The 22,582-nt window shown below is 63.7% G+C and carries 20 protein-coding genes; 9 read left to right on the top strand and 11 right to left on the bottom strand.

Annotation, left to right across the window (positions count from 1 at the left end; translation table 11 throughout):
• Nucleotides 1-116: 116 nt before the first annotated feature.
• Nucleotides 117-830, bottom strand: coding sequence for an RsmE family RNA methyltransferase (locus Spa11_RS00660; protein WP_145105415.1), 714 nt, complete (start codon nucleotides 828-830; stop codon nucleotides 117-119).
• A gap of 166 nt (nucleotides 831-996) precedes the next feature.
• Here Spa11_RS00660 and Spa11_RS00655 point away from each other — a divergent pair, with 166 nt between their 5' ends.
• Nucleotides 997-1,839: an ExeA family protein gene (locus Spa11_RS00655; RefSeq protein WP_197529639.1), complete on the top strand. Its 843-nt coding sequence runs from the start codon at nucleotides 997-999 to the stop codon at nucleotides 1,837-1,839.
• A gap of 261 nt (nucleotides 1,840-2,100) precedes the next feature.
• Here the strand turns inward: Spa11_RS00655 and Spa11_RS00650 are convergent, their stop codons facing one another.
• On the bottom strand, nucleotides 2,101-4,269 hold the full coding sequence (locus Spa11_RS00650) for a methyl-accepting chemotaxis protein (RefSeq protein WP_145105409.1): 2,169 nt from the start codon (nucleotides 4,267-4,269) through the stop codon (nucleotides 2,101-2,103).
• A 369-nt stretch (nucleotides 4,270-4,638) separates the two neighbouring features.
• Here Spa11_RS00650 and Spa11_RS00645 point away from each other — a divergent pair, with 369 nt between their 5' ends.
• Nucleotides 4,639-6,132 (top strand): OprO/OprP family phosphate-selective porin, encoded by a 1,494-nt coding sequence (locus tag Spa11_RS00645; protein WP_145105405.1) that lies wholly within the window; start codon nucleotides 4,639-4,641, stop codon nucleotides 6,130-6,132.
• Between the two features lie 51 nt (nucleotides 6,133-6,183).
• The gene (locus tag Spa11_RS00640; RefSeq protein WP_145105402.1) at nucleotides 6,184-6,807 is read left to right on the top strand and encodes a hypothetical protein; all 624 of its coding nucleotides are present in this window, start codon (nucleotides 6,184-6,186) and stop codon (nucleotides 6,805-6,807) included.
• A gap of 91 nt (nucleotides 6,808-6,898) precedes the next feature.
• Here the strand turns inward: Spa11_RS00640 and Spa11_RS00635 are convergent, their stop codons facing one another.
• From Spa11_RS00635 to Spa11_RS00625, 3 genes are all read right to left on the bottom strand, one after another.
• The gene (locus tag Spa11_RS00635; protein ID WP_145105399.1) at nucleotides 6,899-7,126 is read right to left on the bottom strand and encodes a hypothetical protein; all 228 of its coding nucleotides are present in this window, start codon (nucleotides 7,124-7,126) and stop codon (nucleotides 6,899-6,901) included.
• A 391-nt stretch (nucleotides 7,127-7,517) separates the two neighbouring features.
• Nucleotides 7,518-7,883, bottom strand: coding sequence for a response regulator (locus Spa11_RS00630; RefSeq protein ID WP_145105396.1), 366 nt, complete (start codon nucleotides 7,881-7,883; stop codon nucleotides 7,518-7,520).
• Between the two features lie 63 nt (nucleotides 7,884-7,946).
• Nucleotides 7,947-8,444 carry a chemotaxis protein CheX gene (locus tag Spa11_RS00625; RefSeq protein WP_145105393.1) on the bottom strand — a complete coding sequence of 166 codons (498 nt, stop codon included), beginning with the start codon at nucleotides 8,442-8,444 and terminating at the stop codon, nucleotides 7,947-7,949.
• Between the two features lie 279 nt (nucleotides 8,445-8,723).
• On the opposite strand from Spa11_RS00625, the gene Spa11_RS00620 reads away from it, so the two are divergent.
• The 5 genes from Spa11_RS00620 to Spa11_RS00600 all read left to right on the top strand — a co-directional run bounded on the left by Spa11_RS00620 (nucleotide 8,724) and on the right by Spa11_RS00600 (nucleotide 15,027).
• Nucleotides 8,724-10,820 carry a chemotaxis protein CheA gene (locus Spa11_RS00620; RefSeq protein ID WP_197529638.1) on the top strand — a complete coding sequence of 699 codons (2,097 nt, stop codon included), beginning with the start codon at nucleotides 8,724-8,726 and terminating at the stop codon, nucleotides 10,818-10,820.
• Between the two features lie 70 nt (nucleotides 10,821-10,890).
• Nucleotides 10,891-11,451, top strand: a complete 561-nt coding sequence (locus Spa11_RS00615) for a chemotaxis protein CheW (RefSeq protein ID WP_145105387.1) — start codon at nucleotides 10,891-10,893, stop codon at nucleotides 11,449-11,451.
• Nucleotides 11,445-12,326, top strand: a complete 882-nt coding sequence (locus Spa11_RS00610; protein WP_145105384.1) for a CheR family methyltransferase — start codon at nucleotides 11,445-11,447, stop codon at nucleotides 12,324-12,326. Before Spa11_RS00615 ends, Spa11_RS00610 begins: the two co-directional genes overlap by 7 nt.
• Before the next feature lie 21 nt (nucleotides 12,327-12,347).
• On the top strand, nucleotides 12,348-13,397 hold the full coding sequence (locus tag Spa11_RS00605; protein ID WP_197529637.1) for a protein-glutamate methylesterase/protein-glutamine glutaminase: 1,050 nt from the start codon (nucleotides 12,348-12,350) through the stop codon (nucleotides 13,395-13,397).
• 70 nt (nucleotides 13,398-13,467) lie between these two features.
• The gene (locus Spa11_RS00600) at nucleotides 13,468-15,027 is read left to right on the top strand and encodes a methyl-accepting chemotaxis protein (RefSeq protein WP_145105378.1); all 1,560 of its coding nucleotides are present in this window, start codon (nucleotides 13,468-13,470) and stop codon (nucleotides 15,025-15,027) included.
• A gap of 72 nt (nucleotides 15,028-15,099) precedes the next feature.
• Here the strand turns inward: Spa11_RS00600 and Spa11_RS00595 are convergent, their stop codons facing one another.
• Entirely contained in the window at nucleotides 15,100-15,942 is an 843-nt protein-coding gene (locus Spa11_RS00595; RefSeq protein WP_145105375.1) for an RDD family protein, read from the bottom strand.
• Between the two features lie 95 nt (nucleotides 15,943-16,037).
• Between Spa11_RS00595 and Spa11_RS00590 the strand changes: the two genes are divergently transcribed.
• Nucleotides 16,038-17,072 (top strand): stage II sporulation protein M, encoded by a 1,035-nt coding sequence (locus Spa11_RS00590; RefSeq protein WP_145105372.1) that lies wholly within the window; start codon nucleotides 16,038-16,040, stop codon nucleotides 17,070-17,072.
• Here the strand turns inward: Spa11_RS00590 and Spa11_RS00585 are convergent.
• The 5 genes from Spa11_RS00585 to Spa11_RS00565 are packed head-to-tail and all read right to left on the bottom strand — an operon-like array spanning nucleotide 17,069 to nucleotide 22,144.
• On the bottom strand, nucleotides 17,069-18,391 hold the full coding sequence (locus Spa11_RS00585; RefSeq protein ID WP_145105369.1) for a DUF58 domain-containing protein: 1,323 nt from the start codon (nucleotides 18,389-18,391) through the stop codon (nucleotides 17,069-17,071). The genes Spa11_RS00590 and Spa11_RS00585 overlap by 4 nt on opposite strands.
• Nucleotides 18,388-19,335, bottom strand: a complete 948-nt coding sequence (locus tag Spa11_RS00580; RefSeq protein WP_145105367.1) for an AAA family ATPase — start codon at nucleotides 19,333-19,335, stop codon at nucleotides 18,388-18,390. The genes Spa11_RS00585 and Spa11_RS00580 overlap by 4 nt, the downstream gene beginning before the upstream one ends.
• Nucleotides 19,326-20,579 carry a DUF4350 domain-containing protein gene (locus Spa11_RS00575; RefSeq protein ID WP_315851351.1) on the bottom strand — a complete coding sequence of 418 codons (1,254 nt, stop codon included), beginning with the start codon at nucleotides 20,577-20,579 and terminating at the stop codon, nucleotides 19,326-19,328. Before Spa11_RS00575 ends, Spa11_RS00580 begins: the two co-directional genes overlap by 10 nt.
• Before the next feature lie 25 nt (nucleotides 20,580-20,604).
• Nucleotides 20,605-21,288 carry a DUF4129 domain-containing protein gene (locus Spa11_RS00570; RefSeq protein WP_197529636.1) on the bottom strand — a complete coding sequence of 228 codons (684 nt, stop codon included), beginning with the start codon at nucleotides 21,286-21,288 and terminating at the stop codon, nucleotides 20,605-20,607.
• Between the two features lie 37 nt (nucleotides 21,289-21,325).
• Nucleotides 21,326-22,144: a hypothetical protein gene (locus tag Spa11_RS00565; protein ID WP_145105358.1), complete on the bottom strand. Its 819-nt coding sequence runs from the start codon at nucleotides 22,142-22,144 to the stop codon at nucleotides 21,326-21,328.
• Nucleotides 22,145-22,582: the final 438 nt, after the last annotated feature.

Below are 22,582 nucleotides of genomic sequence, written 5' to 3'. Positions count from 1 at the left end.
ATCCCCACTTTGCTCCGTTGATCGGCGCGAGGCTAGAGACGCTACGGCTAAGGGAAGCTCGCTTTAAAGAATCCCTTCACTAAGCGACTGCCAGATCCCTTCGCTCCACGACATCGTCATCGCCCCTCTCTCTGAAAGAGAGATGCGGCAGCGATGGCGGCCGTTTCAATCCGGAGGATGCTCCTACCGAAGGAAACAGATTCCCAGCCGGCGGCCTCGGCCTCGGTCACTTCGACGTCAGAGAATCCCCCCTCGGGCCCAATCGCGATTGCAACCGACTTGGCGCCGCTCGCCGTCGCTTGCGACCCGCCCGTTGGGTGCGCGATTAGTCGCCGATTGGCATGAGTCGTGGCGAGGAACTCACGAAACGCCATCGGTTCGTCAATCGCCATCAGCCGATTGCGGCCGCACTGCTTGGACGCCTCCACAACGCCACGGCGGAGCTTGTCGAGGCCCGACCCCTTCGGCGCCGCGACGCTGTGCTCGGTCGCCAGCGGCACAAGCCGGGCGACGCCTAGCTGAGTGAGCATGTCAACAAGCACCTTCTGACGATCCCCCTTCGGCAACGCCACGCCGAGCGTCACGACGACGGGCGGCTCACGATTGACTTCGGTCCGCGACAGCACAGCTAGCGTCACGTCACGGCGTGTCGTCTCAAGGACTTCGGCCTCATATTCGTAGCCGCTGCCGTCAAACAGCGTCACGTGGTCCCCCACACCGCCACGCATCACGTGCAACAAGTGATGGGCCTCGCTGTCGCAGAGCCGCGCGGCGCTCCCACCCGCGGGGTCAAACAGTATCGGGTCGTCGCAGTAAAAGCGGTGGGACATGAAGGAGTGGGTGGTCAGTAGCGGCAGGAACGGAGGGCCGCGCGCCAGCTCTGCTGGCGCCGCGGTTGGCTTGCCGTTAACGCGGTGGCCAATAACCGCCGATTATGCCAGTGGGGCTGCGCCCACGCACTGCCCACTGTCCACTGCCGACCGCCCACCAACGTCCATGTACCTCCAGCACTGGGGCTTCGACCGGTCGCCCTTCGCCACGGTCGCTTTCGGACACGGCGTGAGCGCCGACGGCCGCGAGCCCTACCCGACGCGCCCGCTCGCCGAAGCGACCGCCCGGGCCGACTACCTCGTCAGCCAGCGTCGCCGACTAGGCGTGCTGCTCGGTGGGCGTGGTTGGGGCAAGACGACCGCCCTCGCAGCGATCGTCGCCGAACAACGCCGCGCCGCGGTGCAGACCGTGCTGCTCGACGCAGTGGGGCTCACCGCCCGCGAATTGCTCTTCCGTGTCGCCGAAGGTCTCGACGCTGCGCCCGATTCGGCCGACTGCCAGATGAAACTCTGGCGGCGGATCGAGGACGCGCTCGCCGAAAACCGCTGGCAGCGGATTGCGACACTGCTGGTCGTGGACGACGCCGACGAGCTCGGCCCCGACTCGCAGCAACAACTCGTGCGCCTCGCGCGGCTTGAAGCCGATCCGGCGGCGCAGTGGACGATCCTCCTCGCAGCGAGTCCCGACTCGCTCGAACGATTGAACTCGGCTCTGTTGCACTTGATCGACCTGCGGATCGATCTGGCGCGTTGGACCGCCGACGACACGGTGGGCTACATCCAGAACGCCCTGGTAGAGGCGGGCCGGTACGAGCCGGTCTTCACCGACCGCGCCCTCGACCTCCTGCACGACCTCACGCGCGGCGTGCCACGACACGTGGCGCGGCTGGCGGACTTCTCATTGCTGGCCGGAGCGGGGCAACAGGCAGACAGCATCGATGCCGCTACGGTGGAGCAGGCGTTCGCGGAAACGAAATGGACTCCCGACGGCATGGCGGCGGCCGGCTGACGCCAGAGAGGCGAGGCGCTAGGGACGGGGAACCTTGAGCCGTCGGCGCTAGCCGCGGGTGAGGCCCTCTCTTGGCGCCGCTACACTCTTCACACACCGAACTCCCGCGACTTGCGTCGCGGGAGTTCGGTGTTGCACTGCTTAGCAAAGTCGACGGCGCTGCGTCAGGAACTGGGCCGCGCTATTGGAACTCCCTTCTACGTGGCCTCGGGCGTTCGACGACACCCGACACGGACCCGCTGGGGCCCGAGGGTCCAGGGCTTAGACATCGGCGGTCGCAAGGTCGGCGGCGTAGGCCTCCAGCGCTGAGTCGCCGACGTTGGGCGCCACCGGCTTGGGCTTCTTCGCCGCCTTCTTATTGGCGACGCTGGCGGACTTGCCGCGGGTCTCCTTGGTCGGCTTCACGTCTTCGCGGGCTTCGGCAACTTCTGGAGTCGACTCGCTAAATTGGAAGCGGCCGACCGTCTTGCGAAGGTCCGAGACGTGCTCGCTCAGCATCGTCGAGATGGACAGCGAGCGTTGGCTGTTGCTGGCGGCCTCTTGGGTGCCATTGTCGATCTCGCCGACAGCGATGTTGATCTGCTCGATCCCTTGGGCCTGCTCGCTCGCCGCGGCGGCGATCTCGGCGATCAGGTTGTTGGTCTTCTCGACGCTGGTCGAAATCTCGTCCAGAGCCGAGTTCATGTGCTGGTTGATCTCGACGCCCTCTTCGGCGCTCTCGCAAGTGGCCGCGATCATCTGCGAGGTGGTGCTGTTGGCGTGAGCGGTCCGCTGGGCCAGGTTGCGGACCTCTTGCGCCACGACGGCAAAGCCACGCCCCGAATCGCCGGCCCGGGCGGCCTCCACCGCGGCGTTCAGAGCCAGGAGGTTGGTCTGGAAGGCGATGTCGTCGATCGTGCGGACGATCTTCGCCTGCTCATCGGCCGAAGTCTTAATCTTGTTGATCGCCTCGGCAAGCTTCTTCATCGCCGCATTACCACGGTCGCCGGCCAGACGAGTCTCATCAGAGAGGGCCTTCGCCTGCACGGCGTTGCCGGCAGTCTGCTTTGTCATCGAGGTCATCTCTTCAAGGCTGGCGGCGACCTCCTCCAGAGCCGACGCCTGCTGCGTCGCCTTCGCGGCGAGTTGCTTGCTGCCCGATTGCATGTCGCCCGCCGCGGTTGCGACCGAGTCGCCCGTGTGAGCGACGGCGGCAAGCGATTCGGCGAGTGCTTCGACCGCCCGGTTGATGCTCTTCTGCAATGCCGCGAAATCGCCGCAGAATCGCCCTTCCATCCGGCTGGTAAGATTGCCCTTGGCGATCTGCTCCATCGCGTCGGTAGCGGCGGCGGCGGGGACGGCAAAGGCCTCGACCATGTCGTTGAGGCCCGCGACGAGGTCACGGTAGGCGCCCTGGAAGGCGCCGCTGTCGCCACGCTGATCGAGTTTGCCGTTCTTCGCCGCGTTGACGAGGTCGTCGGTCTGACGATTCAGGTCAAGCAACGTGGTGACGACTTCACCGAACGCCTTTGAGAGCTCGCCGAGCTCGTCCTTGCTGTGCTGCTTGGAGATTTCAACGCGATCGAGGGCGCCAACGACGACGTTCTTACTGACGCCCAGCAGCTTGCCGATGGGACGCAGGATCGACGTGCTGATCAGGTAGCCCAAGACCAACGTGGTGACAATCGCAACACCGCCGACGAGCAGGAACGTCAGGGTTGCTTGCCGCGCGACGCCACGCACACCTTCGGCCGCGGCGAGTACCGAGTCGCGGCTTTCGGCCACGAGTTGCTCCTTCTCGTTGATCAACTCCTTTTTCTTCGTCAGTCGAGCGATCTCGTCCTTGATGTCGAGTTCGTGCTGCTCCTTCGAGAGGTCGAGCAGTTCGCGGAACACCGAGAAGCTCGCCTGGGCCTCACCGCTGCGGCTCGACACGAGCGCCTCATCGCGGGTATCGGGGTTGTCATAAAGCTTGAGCACGCGTCCCGACGCCGCCAACCAGAGGGCGTACTTGTCGGTGGCCTGATCGAGGTAGGCCAGCGCCTTGGCGCCGGTTACGCCCTTACGGGCCTCTTGGATGCGCTCGATAACCTGTTTGGCGTTGTCGAGGTGCTCGGTCAACGCCGCCGCCCGGGCCTCGTCGTCCGAGGCGGTGATGTAGGCGCGTTCGGCGGTCAGGGCCTGGTAGATATCGCGGTCGGCGTCGAGCATCAGCTTGATGCTCTCGTTCATGGCCTGGATCTGGTGGACGTCCTTGTTGAGCACCGGAAGAATATCGTTCTCCAAGAGCGGCGTGATCTGCTCCTGGACCAGCGGGATGAACTCGTCGTCAACGATGTCGTTCATCGTAGCGAGCAACGAGTTGCAAGCACGCCAGCCGACGAACATCAGTATCGCGAGCGAGACCGAGCCCGTGGCGACCAGTACTGTAATCCTTGACTTGATTGTCATCTCAAACTCGCTGCGCGGATGCGTAGAGGTGTGGTGGTGATTTCGGTTGCGGCGACTTTGCCAGCGATCAAACGACCAGTGAATCAGTGAACGCCGAAACTTAGGTTGCTTCCCACACGCGTTCCGAAAGTGTCGGTAATCCGCAGGATGCAGCCGCGTAGCGGTTCAAGCGGGCAGAATCGGGCGCCGACGCCGCGATGTGATCCCTACAGGCTGCAAGGTCTCTCGCGCCTGCGCGCCGTGATTTCCGCATCCACCGGTACGGGGGCTCTCGGCAACCTCCGTAATGCGTCGAGATTCTGACGGTCGAGCCGGGCGTGATGAGGATGCCGTCCGTCGCGCTTGTAAGTTCCACGGAGGGGAAGCCCGATGCGACTGTTCGTTTTGTCTCTACTGGCGGCCACGACGGCTGCCCCGCCGGTTAGCGGCGCGACCTTGATCGACCCCGCGGCCGCGAATGGCGTCGCAGCCGCCGAAGCGCCCGCCGCTGTGCCAACAGAGGAGCAGTTCGAGGCCCTGCAGTCGCAGATCAACGAACTCCGTCGGCAACTCGAAGCGAAGAAGAACGAGCCCGTCGTCGCGCCGATGATGACGGTCGGTGTCGAAGACGAGTTGCCGCCGCCGCCCGTCGCACCGGTCGCCGACGTGACCATGGAGCTCTCGAATGACGTCGAAGAGCTCATGGCGTGGCGGAAGTCGTTGGAGGAGTCCGAGGCCAAGGCGGCCGCTAAAGCAGCCTTAAAGCCCAACAACAAGATCTCCGGCCGCTTCTTCCTCGACGCGTACAACTACGACCAGAACGTCGCCAGCGTGGCGTCGGCGGGGGACGCTCAGAACACCGTCCAGTTCCGCACCGTCTGGCTCACGATGGGTGGAGACGTTCTGGAGAACACCTCCTACCGGATCTGGGTCGATGTGACGGGGGGCGACGTCAAGCTGCTCGACGTGTACCTCGACTTCGCCGAGCTCCCCGTCCTCCAGAACGTGCGGATCGGCAACTTCTTCGAGCCGTTTGGCATGGAGCAACTGACGCCGAACATCCACCTGACGTTCATGGAACGGTCATCGGTGTTCAACCTCGGGCGGCATACCGGCATCATGGCCCACTCGGACGACGAGAACGCCAACTGGACATACGGAGCGGGCGTCTTCGTCTCGGAACATGGCAATGCGCCGATCGAGTTCCAAGACGACAACGACGCGGCGGCCCTCACCGGCCGTCTAACGTGGTGCCCCTGGTACGACGAAGCGACCGCCGGTCGGGGTGTCTTTCACCTCGGCGCCGCTTACAGTTACCGCGTCCTGGCGGACGACAACCTCCGCTTCCGCAACCGCCCCGAGTCGTTCGCGGCGCCGTTCGTCGTCGATACCGGCACGGTCGGCGCGTCGAGCTACCAACTCGTCGGGCTCGAAGCGGCCTACGCCTATGGCCCGTGGATGGTCCAATCGGAGTACCACGGCGCCACCGTCAACGAGCTCGGCCCCGCGAACGACTACCTCGACTCATTCTACATCCAGACCAGCTACTTCTTGACGGGCGAGAACCGCTACTACAATCGGCGGTCGGGCACCTTCGCCAACGCCATCGTGCCGATCGAGAACTTCTTCCGCGTTCGGACCGGCGATTGCGACATCTGCACCGGGTTGGGCGCCTGGGAAGTCGCGTACCGCTACGCCACGACGGACCTCAATGCCGGTTCGATCACAGGCGGATTGACCGACCTGCACGCGGTCGGGCTGAACTGGTACCTGAGCCCCTACACCCGAGCCATGTTTGACTACATCCACTCGGAGACGGACACCCTGGCCGCCAACGATGGCGTCTTGAACGCGTTGCAGATGCGTCTGCAATACAACTTCTAGATGGTCAGCCGTCACCCGTTCAAGCCAAACACAAAGCAAGGAATCCGACCCATGCGTCCGCTACTAACCTTGGCCGCGACTATCGTTGCGGCGTTGAGCAACCCTGTTCTTGCCGGCGAGGTCTTGCAAAACCCCGCCGCGCCACAGGGACAAGTCGAGTTGCCGCCAAGCACCGACCAGATCGAGCAGGTCGTTTACGGAGCGCCGGGCTGTTGCAGTTGCTGCGAAGCGAAGTGCGGCTGCACGAAGTACGCCCGCATTGTTTGCGAGATGAAGAAGGTCCCGCGGTACGAGTGGGAGTGCGAATGCGAGAACGTCTGCACGCTGGTCCCGGCAAAGAAGATCGGTTGGTCGTTCCCGAGCCTCGGCAGTCTCTTTGGATGCTGCGATGACGCCGATTGCAGTGATGAATGTGCCGACGGGTGCTGCGAAGGCGGCGAGTGCGGCTGCGACCGACCCAGGCTCGGTTGCTGCCGGGTGCGGCGGTCACCGGTGTTGAAGGAATACACCGTTGAAGTGCCGGTCTACAAATGCGTCGTCGAGTACTGCTGCCCCGAGTGTGGCGACCCCCTGACCTCGAACAAGGGGAACGCCGCCGCAATCGCTGAGCAGGAGAAGAAGGCGTCCGTCCGAGTGGCAACGCTCCCGCGCCACACGGTCGGCTATGCCGAGTGATGAAGCGTCAACGTCTCCGCTGGCTGGGACGCCGGCGGAGACGCTGTTGCATTTTGAGCGGCGCCGGATGGCATCCGGTCCCGCTGTTGGCTCAGCCTTCGCCGTAGCCCAGTTGGTTGCGGAACATCTCGGGGTGATAGCCGTGACGGATCACACGCACGGGCGCGGGGTACGCCCGGTATACGGGTTGGCTGGCGCTGCGGATCGTCGCGGGTTGCGAGTAGTGATGGCGGAAGAACAGGCGCGCCTCGGCGGTCGCGGCCGTGGCGACAAAGATTGCGATTGCGAGCGGGGCGAATACGGTCTTGAGTCGGGCCATCGTAGGTGCTTCCACGGAGGGAGGAGGTTCTAGGGCGACGAAGCCGTCTCCCTATAGCCATCCTATTCAGGCCCTCTCCCGTGGCCAGCTTTTCAGCCCCGTTCGCACTGGGGCAATCCGCAAACGGAACACCGACCGTCCAATCGTAGCGGATAGCGCGATCGGGAAGTCACGACGGACTCCCCAGGTTCGACAGCCCGGACCCCCAACGCGTAGAGCAGGGGCCCTGCGTGGGCGTAGCGGCCCCCATGAGAGCACGTTTGAACCGTGAGCGTGAGCACTCGGGGTGCAGCGCGACTCGTGCTCCCCTCCGAGGGGTAGCGCCACGGCTCCGACGCCATGGTCAGGTGAAGCGCGATCTAGTGCAACTCTTGCCTCACCGCTTATCCGGTCACGCGGGCACGGCCACCCACTTCTTGAGCTTCTCGCTCAGCGCCTCGGGCGTGAAGGGCTTTGACAGGTAATCGCTCACGCCATTCTGGATCGCCTCCATCACCTTGTCCTTAGACCCCTCTGTGGTGATCATGACGAACGGCATGCTCGGCCATTGTTTGCGGACCTCGCGCAACAGCTCGATGCCCGACATGTTGGGCATGTTCCAATCGCTGAAGACGATGTCGATCGTCCCGGAATTGAGCGCCGCGAGCGCCTTGACGCCGTCTTCGGCCTCGCTGATCTCGGTGATGTCGAGGCTCTTCAGACAGTTCTTTGCGACCATCCGAGTCATGGCGGAATCATCGACAACGAGAACGTGCATAGCGTTACGGTCCTAGCGATTTTCGTGGGTTGGGGACAAGGGTCGCGCCGGAGCGGGCGCTCGTTAGTCGAAACTGGAGCAAGAGAAGCCGAAGTCGATCAGCATCGGACCGAAGTCGCTCTGAAAACTGATTCGCAGAGGCTTGGCCTGAGACGGGAAGTTGACTTTGTGCTTCTCGCCCAGCACGACGTTGGGAATGCCGAGGTTCAGCGGCAGGTCGAAGCGTTCCTTCGCCGAACCCACGATGACGTTGGTGAACTCACCGACGCCATCGATGACGAGGGCCGAACGAGGGTCGACCTCCATCCCGGTGAAGCGTGATACGGCTCCGGCCGCGGTCTCGAAGGTGAAGCTGATGCAGAAGGCGCCCGCCACTCGGCCGGAGACGCCGATCAAGGCGGAGATGTCGTACATCGACGCGTCGTCGGGCCTCAGTTCAAGCCCGGTGCGTTGAATCGACGCGCCCAGCATCGTGTCGAAAGTTTCTTGCACCGCCGCGACCAATGGATTCGCCGCCTTAACGGTGAGCTCCGCCGACGCGTGGGTTCTCGTTGTCGCCATCGATATCGTCTCAGGTTTCGCACTGCGCAGGCGTCGCCCCGCAATCTCAACTAAACGTCTAGCACGGCCTCGGGGCCGCGGCGGGAATTTCGGGAGTCCGTAGCGACCTCAACTTCTCGTCCGTGCACTTCAGACACTCGCTTGCGCTACTCTGCGTCCAGCCGCAAATTCCCCGCGCTAATGCGTTCGAAACATGGCGACGACCTACCTGTTGTCAGTCTCCGAACCAACCTGTCAGCGACCCCGCCTCGAGCGGCGTCAGATACACAGCTTCGCCCCATGATCACTCCCGAAGAAGAAGCCATCGGTCGCCTGCAAGGCTTGCGACACGTGATCTCAAGCGGCAACGCGAAGGCCGTCTCCTCGCTCTGCAACGAACTTGGTTCCCTCGCTACCGATCGGCTAGAGAACACCGAGATCCGAGATCGCATCGCGCAGGTCGTTAGCCACATCGACACGGCAATCTCGGCCGGCGGTGGCAAGGGAAAGAAGCTCGACGCCGTTCTATCCCGGATCGACCAAACCCTTGCCTCGATTGACGCCCTACTCTCGGCGGAGCAACCCGACGCCGCAGAGGCGCCCGCCGTCGAAGCGGCGCCGGTCGTCGCCGAAGTTGAAGCGGCGCCGTCGTCCAACGATGACAGCGCGCTCATCGACACGAGCATGCTCCCTGTCTTCATCAGCGAGGCGGCCGAGCACCTTGAGAACGCCGAGCAGAATCTCCTCGAACTTGAGCAAGAGCCCAGCAACAAGAGCGCTCTCGACGCGGTTTTCCGCGGCTTCCACTCGGTGAAAGGGAACGCCGGCTTCCTCAGCCTCACCCAGATCGGGAAGCTCGCCCACGAGGCCGAGACCCTCTTCGAGTTGATCCGCTCCGGCAAAGCCGAGCTAACGGACACCGCGGCGGAGCTCGCGTTGCTGAGCGTGGACATGCTTCGGCAGATGATCGACGCGTTGGGCGCCGTTGACGAACCCCGGGACGAGATGCCCGCCGAAGCCGCCGCGCTGGTCGCACAGCTCGTCGCGCTGATCCATTCGATTCAGACCGGCGAGGCCCCGCCCGTCCGCGAGCCGGCCCAGCCAAACCCCGCTGCCACCGAACCCGCCGCACCGAGCAATGCCGCCGCTGCCGAGCCGAGCGCGCCGGCTCCCGCACCCAACCCTCAACCGACAGCCGCGGCGCCGGGCGGCAAGAAGACGTCCGGGGGAATCGTCCGCGTCGACCAAGACCGCCTCGACGACCTTATCAACCTCATCGGCGAGTTGGTGACCGCCGAGTCGATCGTCTCTTCGACTTGCGACGTCTCACAGCACGAAGAAGCAGAGCAGTCATTGATCCACCTCAAGAAGATCACCGACGAGTTGCAGCAACTCAGCTTGTCGCTGCGGATGGTGCCGATCCACGACCTCTTCCAGAAGCAAGTCCGGCTCGTCCGCGACCTCGGCCGCAAGCTCAATAAGCCGGTCGAGCTCGTTATTGAAGGTGGCGCCACCGAACTCGACAAGAACGTCATCGACCAACTCGCCGACCCGCTGGTTCACATCGTCCGCAACTCGATTGACCACGGCATTGAGCCAAGCACCGAAGAACGTCTCACCGCCGGGAAGGCCGAAACAGCGACCGTCACCCTCTCGGCGGGTTACGTGGGCGGTCATATCCGCGTCGCGATCCGCGACGACGGCCGTGGCCTCAACCGCGAGAAGATCCTCGCCAAGGCCATGGCGCGCGGCGTTGTTCCAACCGACGCCGAATTAACTGGCCAACAGATCGACCAACTCATCTTCCACGCCGGCCTCTCGACCGCCGAGAAGATCACCGATGTCTCGGGCCGCGGCGTCGGCATGGACGTCGTCGCGCGCAACATCGAATCGCTACGCGGCGTCGTTCAGGTGAACTCCGAACCGGGCGTTGGGACCGAGATCGAGATTATCCTCCCCATGACGCTCGCGATCATCGACGGTCTCGTCGTGACGACGGGCGACCACCGGTTTGTGATCCCTTCGCACGAGATCGAGCGGCTCGTCGAGTGCGACCCCGATCAGATCGCCAACTTGGTGAAGCGACAGCCCATCCTGACGATCCGCGGCAAGCACCTGCCGGTGTTCCCGCTCGACGCCCTGGCGGGTTTCCACCGTCCTGCTGAAGCCGGTCCGGGGAAGGTGATCGTTGTGGCGAAGGCCGGCAATCACACGTTCGGTCTCCTGGTGGATCAAGTCGTCAATCGGCAACAGGTCGTCATCAAGCAGCTCGGCGACGCGATCGGCGGAATCGAAGGTGTGACCGGCGGCGCCGTCATGGGAGACGGACAGGTGGCGCTGATCGTCGATCTGGCGGGGATGCACCAACGCGTCCTCAAGCGACGCTCCGCCGGTTAAATCCCCATCCAACAGCCGGGCAACCGGTCGCAACTTTCCTCACCGCTACTAGCAGCCCCGAAGACGCCCTATGTCAACCGCCGCCCCGATCGCCAAGAACGACGCCTCGACGAGCAGCCAGTCCGAGATGTACCTGACCTTCAAGGTGGGCGACGACGAATTCGGCGTGCCGATCGTGCGGGTTCGGGAGATCATTGGCATCCTGCCGATCACCCAGGTGCCGGACGGGCCCGATAGTATCCGCGGCGTCATCAACCTCCGCGGCCGGGTGATCCCGGTTATGGATCTACGGTGGCGATTCCGCATGGACGGGGACACCACATCGTTCCCCCGGGCCTGCATCATCGTCGCCGAGGTCCAGCAGGGCGGCCGCTTCGTCGATCTAGGGCTGCTGGTTGACGCGGTGCGTGAGGTCTTCACGCTCGAGGCCCGAGAAGCGCATTCTTCCGAGGACTTCCAGGCCACGATCGAGCAGAGCTGCATCGCCGGTCTGGCGAACGACGAGAGCGGCATCAAGATCCTGATCAACGTCGACAGCCTCCTCACCGCGAGCCAACTCGGACTTTCAATGTTCGATGGCAGCGACGCATCCAGCCGCTCGATGCGAGTCGCGTCGGAGGCGCCATGCTGATCGAATCACTCGACGACGCCCTCTTCGAGAAATACCGCGGACTGATACAGAAGCTGTCGGGCGTCACGCTCGCGGACGCCAAGCACAGCTTCCTGCAGACTAGGCTCCGTAGCCGCCTGCACGCCGCCGGCTGCGAGTCGTTTGCGGAGTACTACGAGCTGCTCGGAGGCGGCGCGGACGGCGCCGAGGTGAAGCGCTTTATCGACGCCGTCACCACCCACCACACGTTCTTCTTCCGTGAGGCCCATCACTTCGAGCTTCTGGCCCGGCACGTCGCCGCGAAGTCCAATGCTGGGCAGACACGGTTCCGGTTCTGGTCGGCCGCCTGCTCGACGGGGGAAGAACCCTACTCGCTGCTGATGACGCTTGCCGAACGGCTCGGCGACGGCGGCCTCGCGCGGCTGGACCTCAAGGTCCTGGCGACCGACATCTCCGCGCCGACGCTCCGCAAGTCGGCCGAGGGCGTTTACGCACAAGAGCAGCTGCGCGGCCTTTCGCCCGAGCGACTGCTGCGCCATTTCAAACCGGCCGGCGACGGCGGTTCGTACCAAGTGACCCGTCAACTCCGCGACCTCGTGACGCATGCAGAGTTGAACTTGGTGCATCGGCCTTTCCCGATGAAGGGACGCTTCGACGCGATCTTCTGCCGCAACGTGCTGATTTACTTCGACCCACCAACCCAAGTCGATGTCCTGCGCCGCATGGCGGCTCGGCTTGCGCCGGGCGGGCTGCTGTTCGTCGGCCTCACCGAAACCGCGATGCACGCCGAGCTCGACCTCGAGTTCGTCGCCCCCGCCGTCTATGCGCGCCGCCACGAGTGCGGCCCGTCCAGTGCAGGCATGACGCCGGACGCCGTCCCGGCTTTCGCCAGCTGACCATCCAACCGAATCCAGGCCATGAAGGTTCTAATCGTCGATGATTCCGCGGTGGTCCGGCAACTCCTTGCCCAGGAGCTATCGAAGGACCCGCAGATCGAGGTCGTCGGCGCCGCGCCCGATCCCTACGTCGCCCGGCAGATCATCGCCGAACGGCGGCCGGACGTGCTAACGCTCGACATCGAAATGCCGCGGATGGACGGTCTGACGTTCCTGTCGAAGCTCATGCAGCACCATCCGCTGCCGGTGGTAGTGCTTTCGTCGCTGTCCGAGAAAGGGAGTCGCGTCGCGCTCGAGGCGTTGTCGCTGGGCGCCGTCGAGGTGCTCCACAAGCCGACCGCTGCGCACGCCGTTGGCGATGTGGTCCAAGACCTCTGCCGGAGCGTTAAAGCCGCTGCGCGGGCCAAGGTCCAGACGGTCTCGCCGGTGGAGACGCGTTCTTCGCTGTCAATGACGCGGATCACGAATCGGATCATCGCGATCGGCGCGTCAACTGGTGGCACCCAGGCGATCGAGTTTCTGCTGAAGCAACTGCCGCACGATTGTCCCCCGATCCTCGTCGTGCAGCACATGCCGCCGACATTCACCAAACAGTTCGCCGAACGGCTCGATTCGCTCTGTCGAGTCAGCGTCAAAGAAGCTTGCCACGGCGACCTGCTCGCGCGTGGCCAAGTGCTGATCTCGCCCGGCAGCCTGCACATGCAGCTCCGCCGCAGCGGCGCGCAGTTCTTCGTCGAGCTTTCCGATGGGCCAGAGGTGTGCGGCCACCGGCCAAGCGTTGACGTGATGTTCTCTTCCGTCGGCAAGTACGCTGGGCAGAATGCCGTCGGCGTGCTGCTCACGGGCATGGGGCGCGACGGCGCCGAGGGCCTGCTCAATATGCGGGCCGTCGGCGCCGCCACGATTGCCCAGAACGAAGAGACTTGCGTCGTCTTTGGCATGCCCAAGGAAGCTATCAAGCTCGGCGCGGCCTCACAGGTCCTGCCCCTGAACACCATCGCCGGCGCCGCCCTGGCGGCCGCGTCCGCGCCAGAGTCCTCGACCAACAAACCCGCCTTGATGGCGACCTGATAATCCAGTCGTACCGAACTCGATCCATTCGTTCCGTAAGAAGAACCTGCCGTAACCGGGATACCAGACCATGTCCGCCCATCGTCACGCCCTCTATCTTGCGCTATCGTTCGCCGCCTTCGGCATGGCGCCACTATGTGGAGCGGTGCTGATCGGAGCGCCCCAGTCGGCGTTCGGCGTCGCCGCGTTATTGGCGCTTCCTCTGATCGGAGCCGGCGTGGTCGTTAGGTTGCAGACAAAACTAGAGAAGCAGATTGAACGCCTCGCCGATGTCACTGAGCGTGTCGCGCAAGGCGAGCTAGACATCGAACCCACCGAGACCTACGCCGGCGCCTGCGGCAGACTGTCGGAGGCGGTCGTCGCCCTGGGTGTCACGGTCCGCGAGCTCGACGAAGAAATGCTGCAGGTGGCCGACGCCGTCGCCGCCGGCAACCTCGCCGAGCGTGGTGAGCTCCGGCGCTTCCGAGGCGCCTACCACGGGTTGCTTGGCCACTTCAACAACGCGATCGAATCCGTCACCGAGCCGGTGATCGCCATCCAAGAGGTGTTGGACGCCGTTGTCGATGGCGACCTCACCGCTCGACTAGAGGGTGACTACCGGGGCGATTTTAGCGACTTGCAAGACACATTGAACCGCGCTATCGCCGCGGTGGAGCGCTGCCTCACGGCGGTCGCAACGTCTGGCGAGGCGCTGGGCCGCGCCACGTGCGGAGTGCAGAACCGCAGCCGTTCGCTGGCGGACGGCGCCAACCAGCAGATGACCGCCTTGGAGCAAGTCGCCGCGAGTCTCGAAGAGATGACGTCGATGACTCGTCAAACCTCCGACAACGCCCACCTCGCCGAGAAGCTCGCCAGCGAGACGCGGACCGCCGCTCAAAGCGGAAATGAATCGATGGAGCTGCTCAACGCGGCGTCGCAGAAGATCATGGCGTCGGCCAGCGAACAGGCGAAAATCGTCCGCACGATCGACGCGATAGCGTTCCAGACCAACCTCCTGGCGCTGAATGCGGCGGTCGAAGCGGCCCGCGCGGGCGACGCCGGCCGTGGATTTGCGATCGTCGCCGACGAAGTCCGCAACTTGGCGAAGCGGAGCGCCGACGCGACGAGCTCGACCGAGCAGATGATCCGGGTCTCGACACAGATCGCCGAGGAAGGCCTCGCCCTTAACGAGAAGGTGCGCGCCTCGCTGGCCGGGATCCTGCAGAGCGCCTCGAAGGTCAGCGATCTCGTCGCCGAGATCGCCGCCGCCGCTAATGAGCAAGCCCTGGGCATTGATCAGATCCGCGACTCGGTCGGTGGCTTGGACCGGATCTCGGTCCAGACATCCGAAGCGGGCCGCGAATCCTCACGGATCGCCGAAACGCTCAATGCCGAGATCGCCGAGTTGCAGGCCGCGGTGGCGCAGTTCGATATTCAGATGCACCTGACCGACTGCGAAGCCGCCATCGAAAGCGACTCATCAATGCAGGACCTGGCAGTTGCCGAAGAGGATTCCTTGTCGGCAGCTAAGACGTCTTCCCCTCGTAACTGGGCGCCCGTCGATGATTCTTACCACGACTCAGAGGGTGTGCCGGTCGGGGTGTGTGCGGAAGAACTGATCCCCTTCGACAACGACTTCAGTGACTTCTAGCTTTCGACGCGGTTTCACGGAGACCGTGTGCCGGCGACGATCTACTGCGCTGTCTAGACCCTCGCTCTCAACTCACGACGTGAGCTTGCGGCTGCGACGCCGGTACTCAGCCGCGAGCAAATCTTCCAGAAAGCGGCGTGGCGCCTCTTCGGAGTCCGTGCGGGGCGGCTCGACTCCGAGCCGAGTAGCAATGGCGGGGACGATCGCGGTAACCATCGCCTGCCGGCGTTCGCGTGGCAGATCGGTCCATCTTTCGAGCAAGGCTTCGATGGCTAACGTGTCTTGGGCACGCAGCTTCTTCAGAGCGGTAGCGTCGAATCGATAGACGGCGTCCGTCGCCGAACGTTCGGACAGCGCTGCGCGAAGCGGCGGGAGGCCGGCGTCGCCATCGGCGACGACAAGCGTGCCCGAAACCATATCGCCGAAGCGTTGACTCCGCGCGGAGAAGGCCGGCACGACCCAAAGCGGCGGTATCTGGTCGGCAACACGGAAGAGGTTTCGCAGGAAGACGCTCGAAGCGTCGAGAGAAAAACCATCGGCCTTCACGACGCGGATCTTCGCCGAGCGCTTGCCGAAGGTTTGGCCGCGGAGCAGCAGTTCGCTGAAACCGAAGTAGACAAAGCTCCCCAGCCCATACGCCAGCAGGAAGAGGCCGACAAACACCATGGCGTACGGCCCCATGTCGAGCTGACCGTTCGAATCAACCGGATCGAAGGACTCGACCGCGTCCTCGATGGATTCGCCGGCGCCATCGACCGACGCCAGAAAGAACGCCATAACGACAAACGCCACGATCAGGAGTATCGTGACGAAGACCTGATCGATGGTCCAGGCGAGGAAGCGGGTGCCAAGCCCTGCGGGACGGTACGAGATCTGGACGTTCTCGGGGGTTTCGAACCGGATCTCGTCGGACATAGTTGATTGGCCCTAATGCCCGTGGTGTAATCGTCCGCAGCTTGGACAGTTGTCGATCGACGTTCTCTTCACAACATCTGTGGCTAGTAAGGATTATGAGTCGCTTTATAGCCCGTCACAAGCATGAGTGGGCCGAGCTCGAAGCCCTGCTGACAAAGGCCCGTCGCGGAGCCCGTCGGATGTCGTCCGAAGAGATCGGCCGCCTCGACCAGCTCTACCGGCGGACGACGGTTCAGCTGGCGCGGGTCTCGAGTTGGACCGATGACCAACCATTGATCGAGTACCTCAATCGCTTGACAGCGGCGGCTCACAGCTTTGTCTACCTGTCGCCACGAAAATCGCTCTGGGCGGGTCTCGCTCGGTTCGTCTCCGAAGGCTTCGCGCGTTCGGTGTGGCGGAACAGGAAGGCCCATCTCCTCTCGGTCGCACTGATGTTTCTGGGGGGATTGATCGGCTACGGCGTGGCGGTGAACGATCCCTTGCTCGCCCACGCCGTCTGGCCGGCGTCTGACCCGCGACAGCCCGGCTCGTCGCCCGAGCAACTTCTCGAAGTGTTGCGACATGGTCGCGACGACAGCGGCGGAGTGAAGTTCGCCTTCGCTTCGATGCTGTTCCAACACAACTTCAAAGTCGGGCTGCTGGCGATGGCGACCGGCATCCTCGCGGGCGTCCCCTCGGTCCTGCTGATGGGCTTCAACGGAATGCTACTCGGCGGTTTCGTGGCGATCCATCACAACGCCGGCATCCGCGAAGAAATGTGGGCCTGGATCCTCCCGCACGGCGTGACCGAACTTGGCGCCATTGCCCTGTGCGGCGGCGTTGGCCTGATGCTCGGCCGAGCCGTCCTTGACCCCGGTTCGATCTCGCGCGAGCAAAAGCTTAAGCAGATAGGGTACGAAGCGGCTCGCACTTGCGCCGGGGTCGGCTTGATGCTATTCGCGGCGGCCGTGATCGAAAGTTTTGTGCGCCAAAGCCACTGGTCGACCGCGACTCGTCTCTGGTTCGCAGCCGCGACCGCGGTCTTCTGGGTCGCGTATTTCGCGTGGGGTGCTTACCGCGAACGGCAAGACAAGCGGGCTGCTAACGTCGCGCTGGACGACCTTCACGCAACGCCAGCCATCGCCAGCTAGAGCTGCGTACCACCGCGAAGGACTAAGAATCGATTGATCAGCGGCAGGGTCAATTGACGCGGCTCGACGTCAAGGACCTGCACGCCACCCCGTTCCAGCGCGTGAAGCGATTCACGCCGCTCACGAACCAGCCGCATCGCAACCGCCTTTCGCGCGCCGTCCTCGATCGACTCGAGAGGGCCCGCGATCTGTTCAGATAGCATCGGAGTCCTCACCGCCGCGAACAGCACCAGGTGCCGCTGGGCAAGAAGGGTCAGGGCGCTACGAAGCTGGTCCGAAGTTTCTCGGTCGCTGAGGTCCGACAGGATCACGACGAGTGACCGCTTGGGCTGACGAAACTGTAGCTCGGCGAACATCCGAGTGAAATCGGATTCGCGCCACTCGGTGCGTGCGGCGTAAAGCGATTCGACGATCGATTGCAACGACGACACGCCAGAGACGGGCGGCAAGTAACCGCGAACCCGGTCGTCGAAAACGCCAACGCCGCAGCGATCGCCGCCACGCAGCGCGACGCCTGCCAAGTGCAACGCTGAATCGATGGCCCGATCGAGTTTGGCGCCACGGCCCGCGTCGCCCGCCATCAGGCGACCGCAATCGACGACGAGCATCACATCGCGGTGCCTCTCGACCTGATAGTGACGCACGATAGGCTGCCGCGCCCGGGCGGTCGCCCGCCAGTCGATTCGCCGGGGATCGTCCCCATACTGGTACGGATAGAGCGAGTCAAACTCGGCGCCCGCCCCGGTCTGCCGCACCGTCTTCACTTGATCGAGCAGCCGGACGGCAGCGCCGATATCCTTGATCAACTCTTCGCGTGACGCGAAGGTCTCGGGCAGCACCTTCACTCTGGCCAGCGAGTCGATCGAGGTCTGCGCCTCCACCAATCGCCAAGCGCCCCATGTCCGCAGCCAAATAGGTCCGAAGGTGTGCATCCCCCGAACCGGCACCCGGACGGTGTCAACCAGTTCGGTCTGTCCTTGGGGCGGGACACTAAAGAGGCGGCGGACGTCGTTCGGATTCGCTTCGTGCGACCGGAGATCGCGCAGTTCACCCTCGATCGCCATGCGCCGACGATTCACGACCGAATAACGGATCGAGAAAGGCAGATCACGACCAACGACTCGGGGGGCGTTTCGCTTCACCTCGATCGTGTCCAAGACTTGACGCGCGCTGCGATAGTCGTAGACGCAAGCGAGCAACAGCGTAAGCACGCCGCTAGCGACGATGATCACGGCCGGCAGCCAGAAGAACGCCGCCACCGTCGATATCGCGAGCGCTACCCCGGCGTAGACGAGGTTCTTGCCGGGGCGAATCGTCACCGTGGGACCTCGACCATCTCGATCAGATTTCCCAACACCTCGTCGGTGGTCACCCCCTCGAGCTCAGCGCTTGGGCTCAGGACGACACGGTGGCGGAATGCCGGCAGCAAAACGCTTTGGACATCGTCGGGGGTGACAAAGTCGCGGCCGCGGAATCTCGCGAGGCTCTTCGCGCCCATCAGCAGCATCAGCCCCGATCGAGGGCTGGCGCCGACAGAAAGCGAATCGTCTTCGCGTGTCGCCTTGAGGAGCTCGCCCACATAAGCGATCACCTCCTCTCGGACATGGGTCTCACGGATCGACTGCTGCGAGGCGAGGATCTGGTCAGCGCCCAGGACCGGTTGGACCAACGACGCTTCCGGGGAGGAGAGCCCGCTGGTCGCGTGGTGCTCGCTGAGCACGCGAACCTCCTCCGCGGGGGCAGGGTAAGTAACCCGCACCTTGAACATGAAACGGTCGAGCTGTGCGAGCGGCAGGGGATACGTCCCCTCTTGCTCGATTGGGTTCTGTGTCGCGAACAAGACAAACGGCTTGGGGAGCGGGTGTTCCTGTCCATCGAAGGTGACCCGCGACTCTTGCATCGCCTCCAACAGAGCTGATTGCGTCCGCGCCGACGCGCGGTTCACTTCATCGGCCAAGACGAAGTTGGCGAAGACCGGCCCGTGACGGAACTCGAACTGGCGATTGTCTTCGCGATAGATCGAAGACCCCGTCACATCGTTCGGCAACAAGTCGGGTGTCATCTGGATGCGGCGGTAGCTGAGCGACAGACTCGCCGCGATGGAACGCACCAGCAGGGTCTTCGCGACGCCGGGTGGGCCCTCTAGCAAGAGGTGGCCGCAGCTGAACAACGCCGCGAGGGCGAAGTCGATGGCTTCCTCTTGGCCGTAAACGACTTTCTGGATCTCCGCGCGGATGGCCTGGTAGTGCTGTTCTACAGACAAGAGTTAGCCCTTTTCATAAGCTGTGTGGCCTCAGTGGCTGACAGTCGATCGGCGACCGCCAACCGCTGATCGATATCATTTATAATCGACGAAAAGGCTTCGGCCCGCGAGAGTTCTCGGCGCGCCAGGCTGGCGGCGACGCGGTCGGGCGCCGGCGTTAGCACGGAAAAACCGAGCTGGCGTCCCAGTTCTTCAAGAGTTCCCTGCCGCAGCTCGCGTAACAGGTAGCGTCGCCCGTCCCTGCCTTTCAGAAGGAGTCGAGACATGGCGTCGACATACTCGCGCAGGTCCCGGCGGGGCTTCTGCGGTGTGAACACGGGCGGCCCGAGCGCGATCGCGGTCCTCCAGGCCCATAACGCCGTTGCCGCCAGGAGCCCGATGGTCAGTGCGGCGACGCCGGGAATGGTCAGCAAGTAGAGCGGATTGCCCCGCGATGAGAGTCCATGGTAGTGCTCGTCAAAGACGACGGGCCCGCCTGCTGGCGAAAGCAGGCGTACGGCGGCGATGCTGTTGTCGCTCTGACGGAGGATGGCGTTGGCGAAGAGGTCGGGGTCCGCCACTACGACGATCTCCCCGGCGCCTCGGGGGAAGCTAGCCGCGATCACCCCTGCTCCATCGTCCGCACTTTCCAACTGAAGCAGCGGCCGCCATTCCGCTTGACCGGGTTCGATCGTCAGAGGCGCGCCATTCGGCAAAGCAATCTCGAGTCGCTCGCCTTCCGCAGCATTCCACTGGCACCAGTGGGTGTCGGTTGGACCTTGAGAACGAGATTCTCGCACAGGAGGAAAAAAGGGCGCCTCCTCCTCTTTGTCCTCGGAACTAGAAGCAACCCCTCCATCGCGTAGAGAAACGCCTTCAAGGCCAAGCGTTCCGAGCAATGTCGGCGCATCGATCGACTTGGATTTCTCTTCACGACGGCGCGTGAATCTTGTTGGCCGGTCGGCCGTCGGAGGCGCCACGATAATACGTCCGCCTTGGTTCACCCAATCGACCAGTTGGCTCAGGTAAGCCGGCTCGCGTTCCACAAAGTGAGAGGCGGGCGACAGCAAGGCGATCGTCATCCCGACGGGCAGTTCAGCAGTCGGCGGTGCGATGCGGCGCTGACCATCGACGCCGAGTTCGCGAACTACCTCGAGCACTCCGCGGTAGCCGTGCGCCCGCACTCCGTACGTATCACGGCCGACGCCGTCGGAGTCCGGCTCTTGCAACAAGCCAAGGACGCTGAGACTTAACGCCACGACCATTATCAGGCCGATCGAGATGATCAGGCTACGCGCTGAGAGCATCGTGCCTCTCCTGAACAGTGCGGCGGATCACTTCGTGGCTAGCCTCGCACCGCTCGTAGTCGGTCGCCAAGCAGGGCTCGTCGCCGTACCACTTCAACTCGACCGTCCGAACCAACTGCTTGAGCGGCTCGGCGATGGAGGTCGCCGCGTACTCTCGGAGGAGCTCGGAGTTCGTCAGTCCGGGGCTGAAGCGCCGACTCCGAACCTGTTGCAGCCTGGCGAGCGACGCCTGCAGTAGCAATCGACAGGCGCCGACGTAGTCGCCTGCCGAGGCCAGCTGACGGGCTTCCGCTTCCATGACCTTGGGATCGAGGACCCGTGACTCCTTGGTCGAGGAGAGCTGGAGCGAACCGAGACGGGGTGTCGAGAGCGAACTGACCAAGGTCCAGACGATGTGGGCCACCAGCAGCACGAGCAGGATGAGCAGCAAGATGATCACCAGCCACCTCAGCCCGTCGGGAAGCCCCTCCATCGAATCGAACAGCCAGCGGAGGGGCGCCGTTAGCCACCTCAGCCACCCCTCAACCCACTCCGTTGCTGGCCGCTCGGCGCCACGCTGGAGGTCGTAGTCGGCCCGGGAGAGCACCTCGGTCGCGGCGGCCCGAATGGCGTCGGCGTCGTGCCACGCAGGCGGATCGCCGAACGACGGGGGACTGCTGGAAGTCAAGCTTTGGCTCCGCGGAGACCTGCAACGGATTCGGAGCTCAGAGGCCCAGGGCCGGTTCATCCGACGGCTCGGACTCAACGTCGCTCACGGCCTCTGCAAGGCGTTTCAGGTCGTACGCCTCGTGCTGACACAGCGTTGAGAAGTAAAAGACGATGGCGACCGCCGCATAGAAGATCATCGCCAGCCCCTGCAATATGCCGCCAACAACGACCCCCGTGTGTTCCTGGGGGATGAGAGCCGAGCTCGCTGTTACGCCTACAACGATCAGGAAGACCAAGAAGCCGATCGTGAACGCTTTGCCAAGATTGTCCTTCATCAGGTTGCGGCTTCGCTTCAGAGCGGCGACGCCAGCCTCTTCTTCTAGCACGACCACGGGCTGGTAGAGGTAGAACCACAATGTGGCGATGATCCCCGGAATGATCAGCAACACGAATCCGGCGCCCACCGCCAGCGCATAGAGAATGGTCGTGCCGACGAGAGCGAGCCACCGCGAAAGGGCCCGTCCAAAAGCGTTGCCTACCGTCGGTTGCCGGCCGAGGTAGATGTCGGCAATAGCAAAGATCAGGGCGCCGGTGGTCAACGGTTGGACGATCAGGCTCAGCAGACCAATTCCCATCATGGCGATTGGAAGCGCCAGTCCGACCTGCGCCTGGGCGGCGATCACTTCTTCCTGCGTCGCATCGGGCGGGATCACGGGCGTAAGCGCCAGCTGTGTCAGGCCCGCGCCGATCTGGAGCGGCACCACCATACAGCCAACGATCATCATCAGAACGACCGCGCCATCCTTCGAGACCTTGATCGCCTGATCGAGGATGCCACCGACACTTAACTCCTTGATCTCGTAGCCCATTCGCACGCAACCTACGGGTAGAGGTGGGGGTGGCGCCGAAGTCGGTACGGATCCGCTGCGGGCTTGGTCCGTAGTATTGAGCCGAAAGGTCGCCGGTGCAAGCATTGGCGTGCCAGAGACCGCCTGCTGATCGATCGGGCATCCAACGCCGTTGCGGGCGGCGTTCCGCTGGAGACTGCGGCTATAGCATACTTTATTTTGCCGTAGCGTCGCGCGCAGAGACGCGGAGACGCAGAGGCTAGGCAGCGAAGACTCACGCAAAGCCGGCAAGGCGCAAAGACAAAGTCGTTGAGAAATGAGCGTAGCCGCAAACGATCGCACAGCAACGCGTTCATTGCGGCTTTGCCTGAGTCTTGAAGGCATCCAACTCTGCGCCTCTGCGTCTCTGCGCGAGACGTCCCCACGTTGCACCGTGGATCAGAGCGAGGCTAGAAACACTACGGC

Origin of the sequence: Botrimarina mediterranea (genome assembly GCF_007753265.1) — a bacterium.
Lineage (GTDB): Bacteria > Planctomycetota > Planctomycetia > Pirellulales > Lacipirellulaceae > Botrimarina > Botrimarina mediterranea.
Note: the sequence above shows the minus strand (reverse complement) of the source record. Positions and strands in the feature narration are given on the sequence as shown.